This window comes from Streptomyces sp. NPDC057950 (genome assembly GCF_042887295.1).
Lineage (GTDB): Bacteria > Actinomycetota > Actinomycetes > Streptomycetales > Streptomycetaceae > Streptomyces > Streptomyces kaempferi.
In genome coordinates, this window is the sequence record NZ_JBHVPP010000012.1 from 238,225 (window position 1) to 252,548 (window position 14,324).

Here is a 14,324-nt window from a genome sequence, read left to right on the forward strand (position 1 = left end):
GTGACCTGCGAGGCGGGCGGCTGGGACGCGGTCTACTCCACCGCGGCCCAGTCGAGCGTCCGCTGCACCGCCTTCTTCCATCCCGCGTAGCCCTCCTCGCGCCGGTCGTCGGACCACTGCGGCTCCCAGCGTCCGGACTCCTGCCAGTGGGTGCGCAGCTCGTCCGTGTTCTGCCAGAAGCCGGTGGCCAGGCCCGCCGCGTAGGCCGCGCCGAGCGCGGTGGTCTCGGCGACGACGGGCCGGCTGACCGGTACGCCGAGCACGTCGGCCTGGATCTGCATGCACAGGTCGTTGGCGGTCACACCGCCGTCGACCTTGAGCACGTCGAGGTGGACGCCGGAGTCGTGTTCCATGGCCTCGACGACGTCACGGCTCTGGTAGCAGATGGCCTCCAGGGTGGCTCGGGCCAGGTGTCCGTTGTCGTTGTACCGGGCGAGCCCGACGATCGCGCCGCGGGCGTCGGAGCGCCAGTACGGGGCGAACAGGCCCGAGAACGCGGGCACGAAGTACACGCCTCCGCTGTCCTCGACCGTACGGGCCGGCGTCTCGCTCTCCGCCGCGTTCTTGATGATCTTCATCTGGTCGCGCAGCCACTGCACCGCGGACCCGGTGACCGCGATGGAGCCCTCCAAGGCGTAGACCGCCGGGCTGTCGCCGAACCGGTAGGCCACGGTGGTGAGCAGACCGTGCCGCGAACGGACGGGTTCCGTGCCGGTGTTGAGGACCAGGAAGTTGCCGGTGCCGTAGGTGTTCTTGGCCTCGCCGGGCGCGTAGCAGACCTGTCGGACGGTGGCCGCCTGCTGGTCGCCGAGCACCCCGGTGACGGGGACGGCGGCCCGCAGGGGCTGGGACGTGCTCGTCACCCCGTACGCCTCCCGGTGGGACGAGGGGTTGATGGTGGGCAGCATCGGCCGCGGGATGCCGAAGAACCCCAGGAGTTCGTCGTCCCACTCGAGGGTCTCCAGGTCCATCAGCATGGTGCGGCCGGCGTTGGTCACGTCGGTGGCGTGGACGCCTCCGTTCGGGCCGCCGGTGAGGTTCCACAGGACCCAGCAGTCCGTGTTGCCGAAGACGGCGTGACCCTTTTCCGCCGCCTCGCGGACGCCGTCCACGTTCTCCAGGATCCACTGGATCTTGCCGCCGGAGAAGTACGTCGCCGGCGGCAGGCCCGCCCTGCGGCGGATGACATCGCCCCTGCCCGAGCGCTCCAGGGCCGCGGCGATGGAGTCGGTGCGGGTGTCCTGCCAGACGATCGCGTTGCAGTAGGGGCGGCCGTTGCGCGGGTCCCAGACGACGGTGGTCTCGCGCTGGTTGGTGATGCCGATCGCCGCCAGGTCGGTCGCGGACAGGTTCCCGTTCCGCAGCGCGTTCTGGATCACCGACCCGGTGCGCTCCCAGATCTCCACCGGGTCGTGCTCGACCCACCCGGAGCGCGGCAGGAACTGGGTGTGCTCCAGCTGGTGCTTCGCCACCTCGTTGCCCGCGTGGTCGAAGACCATGAACCGGGTACTGGTGGTCCCCTGGTCCACGGCGCCGACGAAGTCAGCCATGGGTGCCGCCTTCTGCGTAGGTGTCAGCCCTCGGAGGCCGGGACACGGCCGGGGAGCTCGGGCTCCGCCGAGGGCAGGAACCGTCCGACGACGCCCTTGTACAGCGCCCCGCCGAGCAGACCGCCGACCAGCGGGCCGACGATCGGCACCCAGAAGTAGAAGTTTCCGTACTGATCCCGCCACGCACTGCGATACCCGGTGAGGAAGCTGGCCAGCCGGGGGCCGAAGTCGCGCGCGGGGTTGATGGCGTACCCCGCGTTGGTGCCCCAGGCCATACCGATGCCCACGACGACCAGACCGGTGATGAACGCGCCCAGGTTGGCGCCGGGGGGTGTGTTGAGCAGGTCCGTGATGGCCAGGATCATGAGCAGCAGCAGGGCGGTGCCGATGACCTGGTCGCGAAACGCGCCCCACTCGTGGACGGGCAGGTTCGGGTTGCCGTTGGCGGGCAGCGTGGAGAACACCGTCTGCGTCTTGAAGGTGTGACCGGGATCGGCCTTCGCCAGCGCCTCGGTGTAGTTCCAGCGCACGAGGAGCGCCGCCACGAAGGCGCCGGCCGTCTGGGCGAGCGCGTACGGCGCCACCTTGTGCCAGGGGAAACCCTTGAACGTGGCCAGCGTCACCGTCACCGCGGGGTTGAGATGGGCGCCACTGAGGCGGGCCGCGACGTAGACGCCCATGGTGACGCCGATGCCCCACGCCCAGGAGATGCTGTCATGGTCGCCGAGTCCACCCGGTGGGGTCGTGAGCGCGCCGCCGGCCACCACCTGCGCCACGACGGCGCATCCGAAGAGGATCAGCACCATGGTGCCGACGAATTCGGCGGCCATTTCCCCGACCAGGCCCAGCCTGTTGAACCGCTCCCTCATGGAAGCCCGCTTCCCGCCGGCTCACGACCGGCCGTCGACTGCCCGAGCTTTGCCGACCTCAGCATAGGTCGATCATGAGATAACCGCATTTACGGGCAGGTATCGGGCCTCACGGATGGTCACGCTCGCAGGGGGCCGGAACACCGTGGCCCCCGGGGCGTCGTGGAGACGGGACACGATGGTCCCCCGGGGCGTCGTGAAGACGAGGACACGGTGGCCCCCGGCGCGTCGTGAAGACGAGGACACGGTGGCTCCCCGAGGCGTCGTCAGGGGGCCGGTCGGCCGGCCGCCGCCGCGGCCCATGAACTCAGTTCCGAGCGGGCCGCGCTCAACAGGCCGGCGGACGGTGCCGTCGACCCGTTCGTGACCAGCGCGTAGTGCGGCACCCCCGCGTCCGGTGCGGTGAGCAGCAGACGGCGGGCGCCGGTGCCGCCCGGCTCCGGGGCTACGGCGATCGGCGTGCCCGTGGTGTAGGCGGGCGGCGAGTACGCCGTACCCAGGTCGGACACCACCGTCGTGGCCGAGGTGGCGAAGGACGCCGGAAGATGGAGTTCCGTGGGCGCGGCGCCGCCGTCCGAGCGCCAGACCAGCAGTCCGTACTGGCCAGGGCCCACGAGCTGGGCGACATGGGGCAGGGTGGACGGGACCGGGTTCCAGGTCAGGGTGGCGGAGCCGTCCCGGGAGCGGTCCTCGTAGGTGAAGGCGAGCGTGGTGCCCGCGGTCGCGCTGGGGTAGAGCCGGTCCAGGAGGCGGGCGTCCTGGCGCAGGACGGCCGTGCCGGAGTCGTCGAGGCGTACGGCGGACAGGTCCTCGTCGTTCCAGGCGTCACCGGAGGTGCGGACCTTGCTCGCGTTGCCGTTCATCAGCTCGTGATGGCGGCCGCTGTAGAGGTCCCACTGCCACTGGGTGCCGGAGAGGACCGGCCCGGAGGCTACCGGCCGGGACCACCAACCGGTGCCCGGCAGGCGGGAGTCGAGAGCCTGGTACATCGCCTTGAGGACCGTCGGGGCCTTGTCCGCCACCGATCCCGACAGCGGTTGGCCGAACTCGCCGACGATCGCCGTCGTGCCCGCCGCCGTGGCACGGTCGCGCACCGTGGAGAAGTCGGTGGCGTACTGGCCGTCCCCCGCCTTGCCCCACATCAGGATGCCGGAGATCGCCTTCTGGTCGTAGAAGTGGGTGTTGAACACATACCGGGGGCCCAGAGTGCCCGCGTCGAGCAGGCCGCCCTCCTGCTTCTGCGTGTCGATGTTCGCGTTCCAGAAGAGGTTCGGTTCGACGAAGGCGGGCTTGTCCTGCCAGCCGGCCGCGTCCATACGGGCCCGGAACCGCACGTAGAACGGCCAGAGCAGGTCACGTTCCCAGACCCGACCGGCCTGGCCCGGGTCGTAGCTGCCCGCGTACGGCTCGTTGAACGGGTCGAAACCGACGACGCCCGCGAACTGGGCGGGGGTGAGGTGCTGCTCCACGTAGGCCAGGGTCGCCTGGGCCGTGGCCAGGAAGGCGTCCTGGAGGCCGTGGGCATCGTGCCAGAAGTCGTACTGCGCCTGTTTCACCGCCCCGTTCTGGGTGATGTTCTGGCCCCAGAAGAGGCAGATCCCGCACGACTCAGCCGGGTAGTTCCCCGCGTCCGCGGCCCACTCGGGAGCGCCGTCGCCGGTGTACCAGCTGCCCGCGCCGAAGAGGTGGCGGGAGTAGAGGTCCTGGTGGAAGTCGGGGTACACGCGGATTCCGGCGTCCAGGAAGGCGCGCATCTGGTCGGTGGCCGCGGCGAGGTAGGCGGTGTCGACCTGACCGCGTACGGGTTCGGCGTGCGCCCAGGAGAACAGGAAGCGCACGGAGTTGCCGCCGCCGAGGGCGCGCAGGGCCGTCGCCGACTTCCTGGCGTCGGCGACCGAGGCGAAGGGGAGTCCGCCGTTCTCCGCCAGCTTCGTCTCGCCGGAGACGTTGTAGCCGCGCAGGACGACCTCGCGGCCGAGGCCGTCGGTGAAGCGTCCGCCGTCGACCGTGAGGCCGGCCGCGGCCGGTGCGTCGAACCACAGGGAGTCGGGAAGCCCGTCCGCGGCCGCCGGTCGCACGCCCGCCGCCGAGAGGCAGCCGGTGAGGAGGACGAGGACGCCGAGCAGACGCGCACGCAACTTCGCCATGTCCACAACAATCGCGGCTGTGCGTCAAGGGGTCAATACATCTGACTCGTGAGTAAGTCTCACCTCCGGGCGACCGTCCCGCGCGTCGGGCGCCGGCCTGTGACGGGCCTCCGTGTCACGGGGGCTCCGTGTCGTACGCCGTCGCGTCACACGCCCTCGCGTCACGCGCCGACCCTCCGCGTCACGTTCAGCAGGTACTCCTTCCGGTCGAGCGGGTTGAGATCGGTTCGCGGCCGGTCCGGGAGCGCGCCCCCGACGACCGGCGCGTAGTGGTCGAAGGCGCACTCCAGCTCGCCCTCGCCACGGGTCAGGCCCGGCAGCCGCTGCTGGAGTTCATGGACCCGGGCGACCGGGATCCGGCCCTCCAGCACGCACACGGTGCCGCGCGTCTCGGTGGTCGCCGGCACGGCGTGCTGCCGCACCAGCAGGGGGAGCACCGCCCCCAGCGTGTCGGTCGGAGCCTCCAGCCGGAAGCGGTGCATCGGCTCGTACACCCGGGTACCGGCCGCACGCAGCGCGTCCATCACCACCAGCGGGGTCAGGCCCCGGAAGTCTGCCCCCGTGCTGGACATGCTCTTGTCGAAGCCCTGATGGGCGTGGCTCTGCCGGGGTGAGTAACCGGAGTGGGTCATCGTGACCGTGCAGTCGGTGACCTGCCAGCCGTGGATCCCCTGGGCCAGGGTCTCCCCCACGGTGTCCTCGACCGCCTTGAAGAACGCGTACGGCATCGCTCCGAGTTCGACCTCCAGACGGAACTGCACGCCGGAGCCGACCGGCGCCGGGTCTACCCGCAGCCCGACGGTCGCGAGGAAGGGATTGGGGTCCTTTCCGTTGAACTCGACCGCCGCGCCGCTGCCGACCGGCCGCTCGACGCACAGCGGTGTCGTCTCCCGGAACAGGACCTCGATGCCGAACTCGTCGGCCAGCGTCGCCTGGACGACCTCCTTCTGCACCTCGCCGTAGAGCGACACGGAGACCTGCTTGCGCGACTCGTCCTGGCGCAGGTCGATCAGAGGGTCCTGTTCAGCCAGTTGGGTGAGCGCGAGATGGAGCGCGCCCCTGTCGGCCGGACGGCGGGGGACGACGACGGTCTCGAGGGTCGGGGGCGAGAAATGGAGCTCGTCGTCCGACGATTTCCGCGGTACGCCGAGGGTGTCGCCGATGCGGATGGCCCCGAGGCCCCAGAGCATGCCGATCCGCCCCGCGGTCACGGCCGGCTCCGGCACCGCCGCACCACGGTCGAACACACTGATGGCGGTGACCTTCGCCTCCTCGCCGTCGCGCAGGCGCAGCCGGTCGCGGGTCCGCAGCGTCCCGGAGAACAGCCGGACGTAGGCGATCTTCTCCCCGGCCGGCCCGCGCTCCACCTTGAAGACGGTGCCCGAGACCGGGCCGTCGGCCGCGCCCCCGGCCGGCGGCAGCAGCTCCCTGATCCCCTCGATCAGCTCCTCGACACCCGCGCCCGTCATCGCCGAACCGAAGAACACCGGGTGCACCAGCGTCCGCCCCGTCTGGCGCACCAGGGCTTCGCGGAACCGGTCGCCTGACACCCGGCCCTCGACATACGCGGCCAGCAGCGCGTCGTCGTGCTCGGCGAGCAGGTCGGCCCGCTCCCCGCAGAGCCGCTCCGCGGTGAACCGGGCGAAGCGGGCGTCCCGCGTGCCCGACCCGCGCACCTCGCCCATCGGGACGATCGCCGGGGTGAGCCGCGCGACGACGTTCTCCAGAACGCGCTCGTACCGCGCGCCGCCGCGGTCGATCTTGTTCACGAAGACGAGTGTGGGAATCCGCAGCCGCCGCAACGTCCGCATCAGCACCCGGGTCTGCGCCTGTACGCCCTCCACGGCCGAGATCACGAGCACGGCGCCGTCGAGCACGGACAGCACCCGCTCCACCTCGGCGATGAAGTCGGGGTGACCGGGGGTGTCGATCAGATTGACCGTGACGTCGTCGTCGATCGCGAAGGAGACGACGGCGGACTTGATGGTGATACCGCGCTGCCGTTCGAGCGCGAGGGAATCGGTCTGGGTGCTTCCGTCGTCGACGCTGCCGATCTCGTCGATGACCCCGGCCGAGTGCAGCAGGCGCTCGGTCAGGCTTGTCTTACCGGCGTCTACGTGCGCCAGGATTCCGAGGTTGAGCATATGCACCGGGCGTCATGTCCTTCGAAGTGGGAGTGATTCCTTCCTGGGCGGACATGAACGGTGTGCGCATCGCTGCTCCTTGATCCCGGCGGATGTGTCCCCCTAGTCCAGCAGCCGGCCGGACACGGCGGCAACGGATTAACGCTCAACCGACGCCCGGCACGGCCCGGTCGTACCCGAACGGCTGGCGGGGGCGGTGGGAGGAGTGGACCCTTGAGGAGAAACGGGCCCCCGAACGGGCCACGGTCCGCGACGAGCGGGTGAGCGGTGAGCGGAGCGAGCGATGCGTGAGATCCTCCCGGCCCTGAACCGGTGGTACGCGGCAGGCTCCCCCTTCGGGCTCGCCACGGTGGTCGCGGTCAGCCGGAGCGCGCCCCGCGACCCGGGAGCCGCGATGGCGGTGGGGCCGGGCGACGAGGTCGTGGGCAGTGTGTCGGGGGGCTGTGTCGAGGGGGCCGTCTTCGAACTGGCCCGGGAGGTCGTGGCGTCCGGCGAGGCACGCCTGGAGACCTTCGGGTACAGCGACGAGGACGCGTTCGCCGTCGGCCTCACCTGCGGGGGCGAGATCAGCCTGCTGCTGCGCAGGGTGACGCCCGGCGAGGACCCCTCCTTCGGCGCGGTGGCCGAGTCGGTGGCCGCCGGACGTGCGGTGACGGCGGCGACGGTGCTGGCGGGGCCCGCTCCGCTCGGCGCCTCCCTCGCGGTGTGGCCGGACGAGATGGCCGGTTCGCTGGGCTCGGCCGGTCTGGACGCGGCCGTCACCGCCGACGCCCGTGGCGAGCTGGCCCAGGGCGTCACCGTGCAGCGGCACTACGGACCGCACGGTGAGCGCCGCGAGGACGCCGTGACCGTCTTCCTGCAGTCCTTCGCCCCGCCGCCGCGCATGCTCGTCTTCGGAGCGATCGACTACGCCGCTGCGGTGGCCCGCGTCGGGGACTTCCTGGGCTACCGGGTCACGGTGTGCGACGCCCGGCCCGTCTTCGCGACGCCCAAGCGGTTCCCGGCGGGCGTGGAGGTCGTCGTCGACTGGCCGCACCGCTATCTGCGCGGGACGACGACCGACGCGCGCACGGTGATCTGCGTCCTGACCCACGACCCGAAGTTCGACGTGCCCCTGCTGGAGGAGGCGCTGCGCCGTCCAGCCGCGTACATCGGCGCGATGGGCAGCCGCCGTACCCACGACGACCGGGCGAAGCGGCTCGTCGAGGCCGGTGTGCCGCGGGACGCGCTGTCCCGGCTCCGCTCGCCGGTCGGTCTCGATCTCGGCGCGCGGACGCCCGAGGAGGTGGCCGTGTCCGTCGCCGCGGAGATCGTCGCACTGCGCTGGGGCGGCAGCGGGGCACCCCTGACGGCGACGGGCGGGGCGATTCATCCGCGGCGCCTCGGCCCGCCGGAAGGAACGCCGGAAGGGACGCCGGAAGTGCGGCCGGAAGCGACGCCGGCCGGAACCTCGGCGGGGAGGGAAGCGGCCGCGCCCTGAGCGCACCGTTCCCGTCTCCGCGCGTCTCCTGTCCCCGCGCGTCCCTGCCCGCGCGGTCCTGTCCGCGCGTCCCTGCCCGTGCGGTCCTGTCCTGTTCCTGTCCGGCCCGTGAGGCGATGCGGTGCGCTCAGTTCCCCGTGCGGGGCGGCAGCCGGTGCAGTGTCAGGTCGGTGAGCCGGCCGTCTGCCACGGTCGCGGTCATGTAGGTGCAGTCCGGCCGGCGGCGGCGGTCCGTCGGGGAGCCCGGGTTCAGCAGGCGCAGTCCCGTGCCGGTGGTGGTGTCCCACGGGATGTGGCTGTGGCCGAAGACCAGGACGTCGAGGTCGGGGTAGCGCTCGGCGCAGCGCCGCTCGCGGCCCTGGGCGGCGCCGGTCTCGTGCACGACCCCGAGGCGCAGCCCGTCCAGTTCCGCGCGGGCGACCTCGGGGAGGCGGGCGCGCAGCTCCGGTCCGTCGTTGTTGCCGTGGACCGCGACGAGCCTGCGCGACCGTTCCTCCAGCAGGTCGAGGGTGGCGGTGTCGACCCAGTCACCCGCGTGGACCACGACGTCGGCGAGCGGGAGCTCCGCCATCAGCCGCGGGGGCAGTTCCTTGGCCCGCGAAGGGAGATGGGTGTCGGACATGAGGAGCAGGCGCACGGCTTCCACCCTACGTTCCGTCCCCCGCGCCGAGGCCGTGTCCGGACCGCTGTTCGAGCCGGTCCGCCGCAGTCCGGTTCTGCCCGGTCCACGTCGGTCCGGTCCAGCTCAGTGCGGTCCACGTCAGTGCGGTCCACGTCAGTCCGATCCACGTCAGTCCGATCCACGTCAGTCCGATCCACGTCGGCCCGGTCCACCTCAGTGCGGTCCACGTCGGTTCGATCCACGTCAGTCCGATCCCCGTCAGTCCGGTCCACGTCAGTCCGATCCCCGTCAGTCCGGTCCACGTCGGTCCGATCCACGTCAGTCCGGTCCGCCTCAGCGCGGTCCACGTCGGTCCGGTCCGCCTCAGTCCAGGAGGACTTCGCTCCACACCTGCTTGCCGCCGCTGACCGGCAGGCTCCCCCAGGCCGCCGATGTGGCCTCGACGAGGAGGATGCCGCGGCCGCCGGTGGCCTCCCAGCCGATGCTGGTGGGCTTGATGGGTGTCCGGGGCGAGGAGTCGGCGACGGCGATCCGCAGAAGCCGGTTGATGAGGGTGAGGTCGAGTCTGACCTGGCCACCGGTGTGCACGAGGGCGTTGGTGACCAGTTCGGAGACGACCAGGAGCGCGGTGTCCATGCTTTCGTCGGTCACACCCCAGGACCGCAGCGTGCGCCGGGTGAAGCGGCGGGCGTGCCGGACCGCCTCGGGGACGCGCCAGATCGTCCAGCTCTCCCGGAGCGGGCGCAGTGACATGCCGTCGTAGCGCGTCAGGAGGAGGGCGACGTCGTCGCTGCGGTTGGCGCCCGTGAGCAGTCTGTCGGCGACCATCCCGAGGTGTGCGGGGTCGGAGCCGGCCAGCTCCCCCGCGAGCCGGTTCAGGCCGTCCTCGATGTCGACCTCCGCGGACTCGACGAGCCCGTCCGTGGTCAGGGCGACGACCGTGCCGAGCCGCAGCCGGAGCGGGGTCATCGGGAACTCGGCCTGCGTGACCACGCCGAGCGGGGGGCCGCCGTCGGAGTCGGGGACCTCCGTACTGCCGTCCGGGTGACGCAGCACCGGCGGATGATGGCCGGCGCGTACGCACCAGGCGGAGCCCTCCTCCATGTCCAGGTCGACGTAGCAGCAGGTGACGAAGAGGTCGGTCTCCAGGTCCATCAGGAGCCGGTTGGCGCGCGAGACGACGACGTCGGGCGGGTGACCCTCGACGGCGTAGGCGCGCAGGGCCGTGCGCATCTGGCCCATCAGGGTGGCGGCCTGGGCGTTGTGGCCCTGGACGTCGCCGATGACGAGGGCGACATGGTTGTCGGGCAGCGGGATCACGTCGTACCAGTCGCCGCCGACCTCGAGTCCCGCCGTGGTGGGCAGGTAGCGGGCGACGGCGACCGCGCCGGGAAGCCTGGGCAGCCGGCGCGGGAGCAGGGAGCGCTGGAGCGTGGTGACCAGCTCGTGTTCGGCGTCGAAGGAGCGGGCGCGGGTGAGTGCCTGGCCCGCGAGGCCCGCGGACGCGGTGAGCAGGGCACGCTCGTCGGGTCCGAAGTCGTGCGGTGCGTCCCAGCCGATCAGACAGGCTCCGGCCATCTGTCCGCCGGCGGGCAGCGGCAGGATGGCGAGGCCGCCGGGGCCGACGTCGGCGAGTGCGGGTTCCAGCGGGGATCCGGCGGGCCAGACGGCCGGGCGTCCCTCGCTGAGGGCCGCCGCGAGGGTCGGCATGGCGCGTACGGGCGCGTCCGGCCACTCCGAGCGCCATTCGGAGCGCCACAGCTCCGGCCAGGCGGCCGGTTCGGGCGGATCGAGGACGGTGACGACGAGGCGGTCGCCCTCCACCTCGGCGAGGGCGATCCGGTCGGCCCGCAGAGGCCGCCGCAGCGCGGCCACGACGGCCCGGCCCACGTCCCGGACGGTGCCCGCGGTGGCGAGGGCGGCGGCCAGCCGCTGCACACGGGCCACGTCGCTGACGCCGGAGCGGAGTTTCGAGGCGTCGGCGACCGTACCGACCAGGCGGGCCGGGCGGCCGTCTCCTCCCGGCACCATGCGGCCGCGCAGCCGCAGCCACTTCGGCTTGCCGGAGGGCTGCGTGATGCGGAACTCCAGCTCGCGTTCCCCGATGGACATGTGGTCCGCCTCCACCACGGACATCAGGGTGGGGAGGTCCTCGGGGACGGTGAGTGCCAGCAGGGTCTCGACCTTGCCGTCGAACTCGGCCGGATCCAGGCCGAACAGCTCCAGCATCTCGTCGTCGACCTCGACGTGCCCGGTGTCCATGGCGAGGTCGAAGGCGCTGGCGGCCAGGGCGCCGGGGGCGGTCACCGAGCCGGGCGTCGGGCAGACGGCGGCCTCGGCGATCAGGGCGAGGCACTCCCTGTCCTCGGTGTCGAAGCCGCCGGGGTGTTCACTGACCGCGACCAGGCACCCGGCGTCCTTCAGCGGCAGCACGGCCAGCCAGAAGTCCTGGGTCGGCAGCCGGCGGGCCTCGGCGAACAGGCCGATCTCCTCCGGACCGAGCCACAGCGGACGGCCCGAGCGGTGCGCGTCAGCCGCGGGGGAGCTGCCGGTGAGGAGATAGCTGTCGCGCAGCCCGTAGAGCGTTCTGGGAACGCCCGCCGACTCGGCGAGATGAAGTTCGCCGCCCTTTTTCGTGGGCGAGTACACCGCGGCGACGGTCGCGCCGGCGAAAACGAGCGCCTGTTCGAGGACACGCCGCAGCCGCTCGCGCGGATCGAGGTCCGGCGTGGGGGTCTTCAGGGAGATTTCGGCACGCAACGTCCGCGTTCCCCGTTCCGCAGCGCGCTCACTGACCACGTCCGTCATTACAGCGCTTCCGGAGCCCCCGCGCAGCCCCTGTGACCGTTCCGGCACCGGCGGGCCTGCGGTGGAGCCCGGAAGCCGCACGGGGCCCGCGCGTGGCGCTCGCCGTGCGGCGGGAGCCGCCAAGGGGGAGCCTTAGACCATGTCCGACCCTTCGTGCCGGATCGGCGGGCGGTGTCCGGTGCGGCGCGTCGCACGACGGAGGGTCGCCCGTGTACGGGTGTACCCGGGTGATCCGGCCACGCGGCGAGGTGCCGTGCCGGGCGCCGGGCGCCCGACGGGGAGGGTCTGACACGACCTGGCCCGGCGAGCCATCGCACGGCCCCGCGAGGAGGTGGTCGGCGTGTCCGACTGGCAGGGGTCCGTGCGGGCACCGGCGGTCGGCTGTACGACCCAGGTCGGGCGGCCTCGGCTCTCGCTGACGCTGGCCTCGCTGGTGGAGGAGGTGCATGCCCACTCCGGCGCGGTGTACCTGCTGGCGAGCGGCGAACCCGTCCTGGAGATGGCGGTGATGGCGGGCATGCCCCGGGCGTTCGCGGCGCCCTGGCAGCGGGTGGGGCTCAACGCGCCGATCCCGGTGGCCGTCGCGGTGCGCGAGCGGCGGCTGGTCTGGGTCAGCGGCGGGGAGGAGATGGCCCGCCGCTACCCCCGGATCGCCATGGTCCTGCCGTACCCCTTCGCGCTCGCCGCCCTTCCGGTCGCGACCTCGCGGAGCGTGTACGGGGCCGTCTTCGTGACATGGCCCGGCTCGCACCCCTTGGAACTCGCCGACCGGGAGCGCGACCACCTCACCGCGGCCTGCGACCGGCTCGCGCTGCGCCTGGAGCGAGCCGCGGAGGAGCACCGCCCGGTCCGCGGGGAACCCGATCTGCTCACGCCGCCCGCCACATCGGTCCCCGGCTCGCTCGGCACCGTGGAGGCCGCGCGGATGGTGGCGCGGCTGCCCTACGGGCTGTGCGCGCTCGATCTGCACGGCCGGGTCAGTTACGCCAACCCGGCGACGGCGGAGATGCTCGGCCTGCCGGTCAGCGCTCTGCTGGGCACCCAGCTGTGGGCGTCGGTGCCCTGGCTCAACGATCCTCTCTACGAGGACCGTTACCGGGCCGCGTTGATCAGTCAGCACGTGACGTCGTTCGTGGCGCTGCGGCCACCCGGTGAGTGGCTGTCGTTCCGGCTCTACCCGAGTACGACCGGATTGAGTGTGCGCATCTCCCGGGCGAGGGCGGTCGCGCAGATGAACCGCGCCGGGCCGCAGCGCGACGACGCCCCTCGCCTGGTGACCATCTCCCATGTGCTCAGCCTCGCCGGAGCGCTCACCCAGGCCGCGAGCGTGCAGGACGTGGTGCAGCTCGTCGCTGACGAGATCGCGCCCGCCGTCGGCAGCAGGGCCCTGATCCTTCTCGGCTCGCGGGCCGGCCGACTGCACGTACTCGGCCACCGCGGGTATCCGGACACGCACGTCGCGGAACACCTCGACGGGCTGTCGCTGAGCGCGCCGTCCCCCTGCGCCCACGCCCACAACACCGGGGTGCCCGCCTTCTTCGACTCACGCGCGCAACTGGAGCACTTGTACCCGCCCCGGAACGCGACGTCCGACGGCATGGCCGCATGGGCGTACCTGCCGCTGATCGCCTCCGGACGCCCGCTGGGCACCTGCGTCCTCGCCTACGCGGAGCCGCACTCCTTCCCGACCGACGAACGGGCCGTGCTGACGAGCCTGAGCGGGCTCGTCGCGCAGGCACTGGAACGGGCGCTGCTCTACGACACCAAGCTTCAGCTGGCCCACGGTCTGCAGGCCGCGCTGCTGCCGCACACCCTGCCGTCGCTGCCCTTCATCGAGGCGGCCGCACGCTATCTGCCGGCCACTCAGGGCATGGAGATCGGCGGTGACTTCTACGACCTGATGCCCTCGCACGGGTTGGCCGCTGCGGTCATCGGCGACGTCCAGGGGCACAACGTGACCGCGGCGGCCCTGATGGGACAGGTACGGACCGCCGTCCGCGCGTACACGGCCGTGGGCCGGCCTCCGGAGGAGGTGATGCGCAGCACCAACCGGCTGCTGATCGACCTGGGCACCGACCTGTTCGCGAGCTGTCTCTATCTGCGCCTGGATCCCGCCCGTGAGGTCGCGGTCATGGCACGCGCGGGTCATCCGCCCCCGCTGCTGCGACGGCCGGACGGGCGGGTGCGGGTGCTCGACCTGGCCGGCGGGCCACTGCTCGGGATCGACGCGGACGCCACGTACCAGACGACCGAGGTCCCGCTGCTGCCCGGTTCGCTGCTCGCCCTCTATACGGACGGGTTGATCGAGTCCCCCGGTGTGGACATCGAGGACGCGCTGGCCGACCTCGGACGACGCCTCGGCGACGCCCCCGAGCAGCCGCTCGACGAGCTGGCCGACAGCCTGGTGCGGCAGAGCGGGGCGCTGGCGCAGGAGCGGCTCGACGACGTGGCACTGCTCCTGCTGCGCGCACGAACGCACGCGTGACGGTGTTGTCCCTGTCGCGGATCGGCCTGCGGCGGACACCGACCGGGAGCCGCGCGACGCACACCGACCTGACGGCACACGCCGACGGGGGCGTCGTACGGTCCACGCCGACCGGGTGTCACCCGGCCGCACACCGGTCGCACACCGGTCGGGCGGCTGGTCCCGGGAAGCGGTGCGGTCCGGCCCTCCCGCCGGAGGGCCGGACCTCCCACCGTCGAC

8 protein-coding genes are annotated in these 14,324 nt (G+C 72.3%); 2 read left to right on the top strand and 6 right to left on the bottom strand.

The features are described 5' to 3' along the window. Positions 1 to 32: 32 nt before the first annotated feature. The 4 genes from glpK to ACFVTC_RS21550 all read right to left on the bottom strand — a co-directional run bounded on the left by glpK (position 33) and on the right by ACFVTC_RS21550 (position 6,716). Positions 33 to 1,550, bottom strand: a complete 1,518-nt coding sequence (glpK, locus tag ACFVTC_RS21535) for a glycerol kinase GlpK (protein ID WP_390129272.1) — start codon at positions 1,548 to 1,550, stop codon at positions 33 to 35. A gap of 23 nt (positions 1,551 to 1,573) precedes the next feature. Beyond that, positions 1,574 to 2,419: an MIP/aquaporin family protein gene (locus ACFVTC_RS21540; RefSeq protein WP_390129274.1), complete on the bottom strand. Its 846-nt coding sequence runs from the start codon at positions 2,417 to 2,419 to the stop codon at positions 1,574 to 1,576. A gap of 266 nt (positions 2,420 to 2,685) precedes the next feature. Next, on the bottom strand, positions 2,686 to 4,566 hold the full coding sequence (locus ACFVTC_RS21545; RefSeq protein ID WP_390129276.1) for an endoglycosylceramidase: 1,881 nt from the start codon (positions 4,564 to 4,566) through the stop codon (positions 2,686 to 2,688). A gap of 161 nt (positions 4,567 to 4,727) precedes the next feature. Then, positions 4,728 to 6,716: a GTP-binding protein gene (locus ACFVTC_RS21550; RefSeq protein WP_390129277.1), complete on the bottom strand. Its 1,989-nt coding sequence runs from the start codon at positions 6,714 to 6,716 to the stop codon at positions 4,728 to 4,730. 277 nt (positions 6,717 to 6,993) lie between these two features. Here ACFVTC_RS21550 and ACFVTC_RS21555 point away from each other — a divergent pair, with 277 nt between their 5' ends. Then, positions 6,994 to 8,190 (top strand): XdhC family protein, encoded by a 1,197-nt coding sequence (locus ACFVTC_RS21555; protein ID WP_390129279.1) that lies wholly within the window; start codon positions 6,994 to 6,996, stop codon positions 8,188 to 8,190. Positions 8,191 to 8,317: 127 nt separating this feature from the next. On the opposite strand, the gene ACFVTC_RS21560 is transcribed toward ACFVTC_RS21555, so the two are convergent. Together ACFVTC_RS21560 and ACFVTC_RS21565 are read right to left on the bottom strand one after the other, a co-directional pair. Then, the gene (locus ACFVTC_RS21560; RefSeq protein ID WP_390129281.1) at positions 8,318 to 8,827 is read right to left on the bottom strand and encodes a metallophosphoesterase family protein; all 510 of its coding nucleotides are present in this window, start codon (positions 8,825 to 8,827) and stop codon (positions 8,318 to 8,320) included. A 348-nt stretch (positions 8,828 to 9,175) separates the two neighbouring features. Continuing rightward, entirely contained in the window at positions 9,176 to 11,620 is a 2,445-nt protein-coding gene (locus ACFVTC_RS21565; RefSeq protein ID WP_390129284.1) for a SpoIIE family protein phosphatase, read from the bottom strand. Between the two features lie 331 nt (positions 11,621 to 11,951). Between ACFVTC_RS21565 and ACFVTC_RS21570 the strand changes: the two genes are divergently transcribed. After that, positions 11,952 to 14,105, top strand: a complete 2,154-nt coding sequence (locus tag ACFVTC_RS21570) for a SpoIIE family protein phosphatase (RefSeq protein WP_390129286.1) — start codon at positions 11,952 to 11,954, stop codon at positions 14,103 to 14,105. Positions 14,106 to 14,324: the final 219 nt, after the last annotated feature.

Coding starts and splice junctions, on each gene's coding strand:
- glpK (WP_390129272.1), bottom strand. CDS start 1,550: ATGGCTGACTTCGTCGGCGCCGTGGACCAGGGGACCACCAGTACCCGG.
- ACFVTC_RS21540 (WP_390129274.1), bottom strand. CDS start 2,419: ATGAGGGAGCGGTTCAACAGGCTGGGCCTGGTCGGGGAAATGGCCGCC.
- ACFVTC_RS21545 (WP_390129276.1), bottom strand. CDS start 4,566: ATGGCGAAGTTGCGTGCGCGTCTGCTCGGCGTCCTCGTCCTCCTCACC.
- ACFVTC_RS21555 (WP_390129279.1), top strand. CDS start 6,994: ATGCGTGAGATCCTCCCGGCCCTGAACCGGTGGTACGCGGCAGGCTCC.
- ACFVTC_RS21565 (WP_390129284.1), bottom strand. CDS start 11,620: ATGACGGACGTGGTCAGTGAGCGCGCTGCGGAACGGGGAACGCGGACG.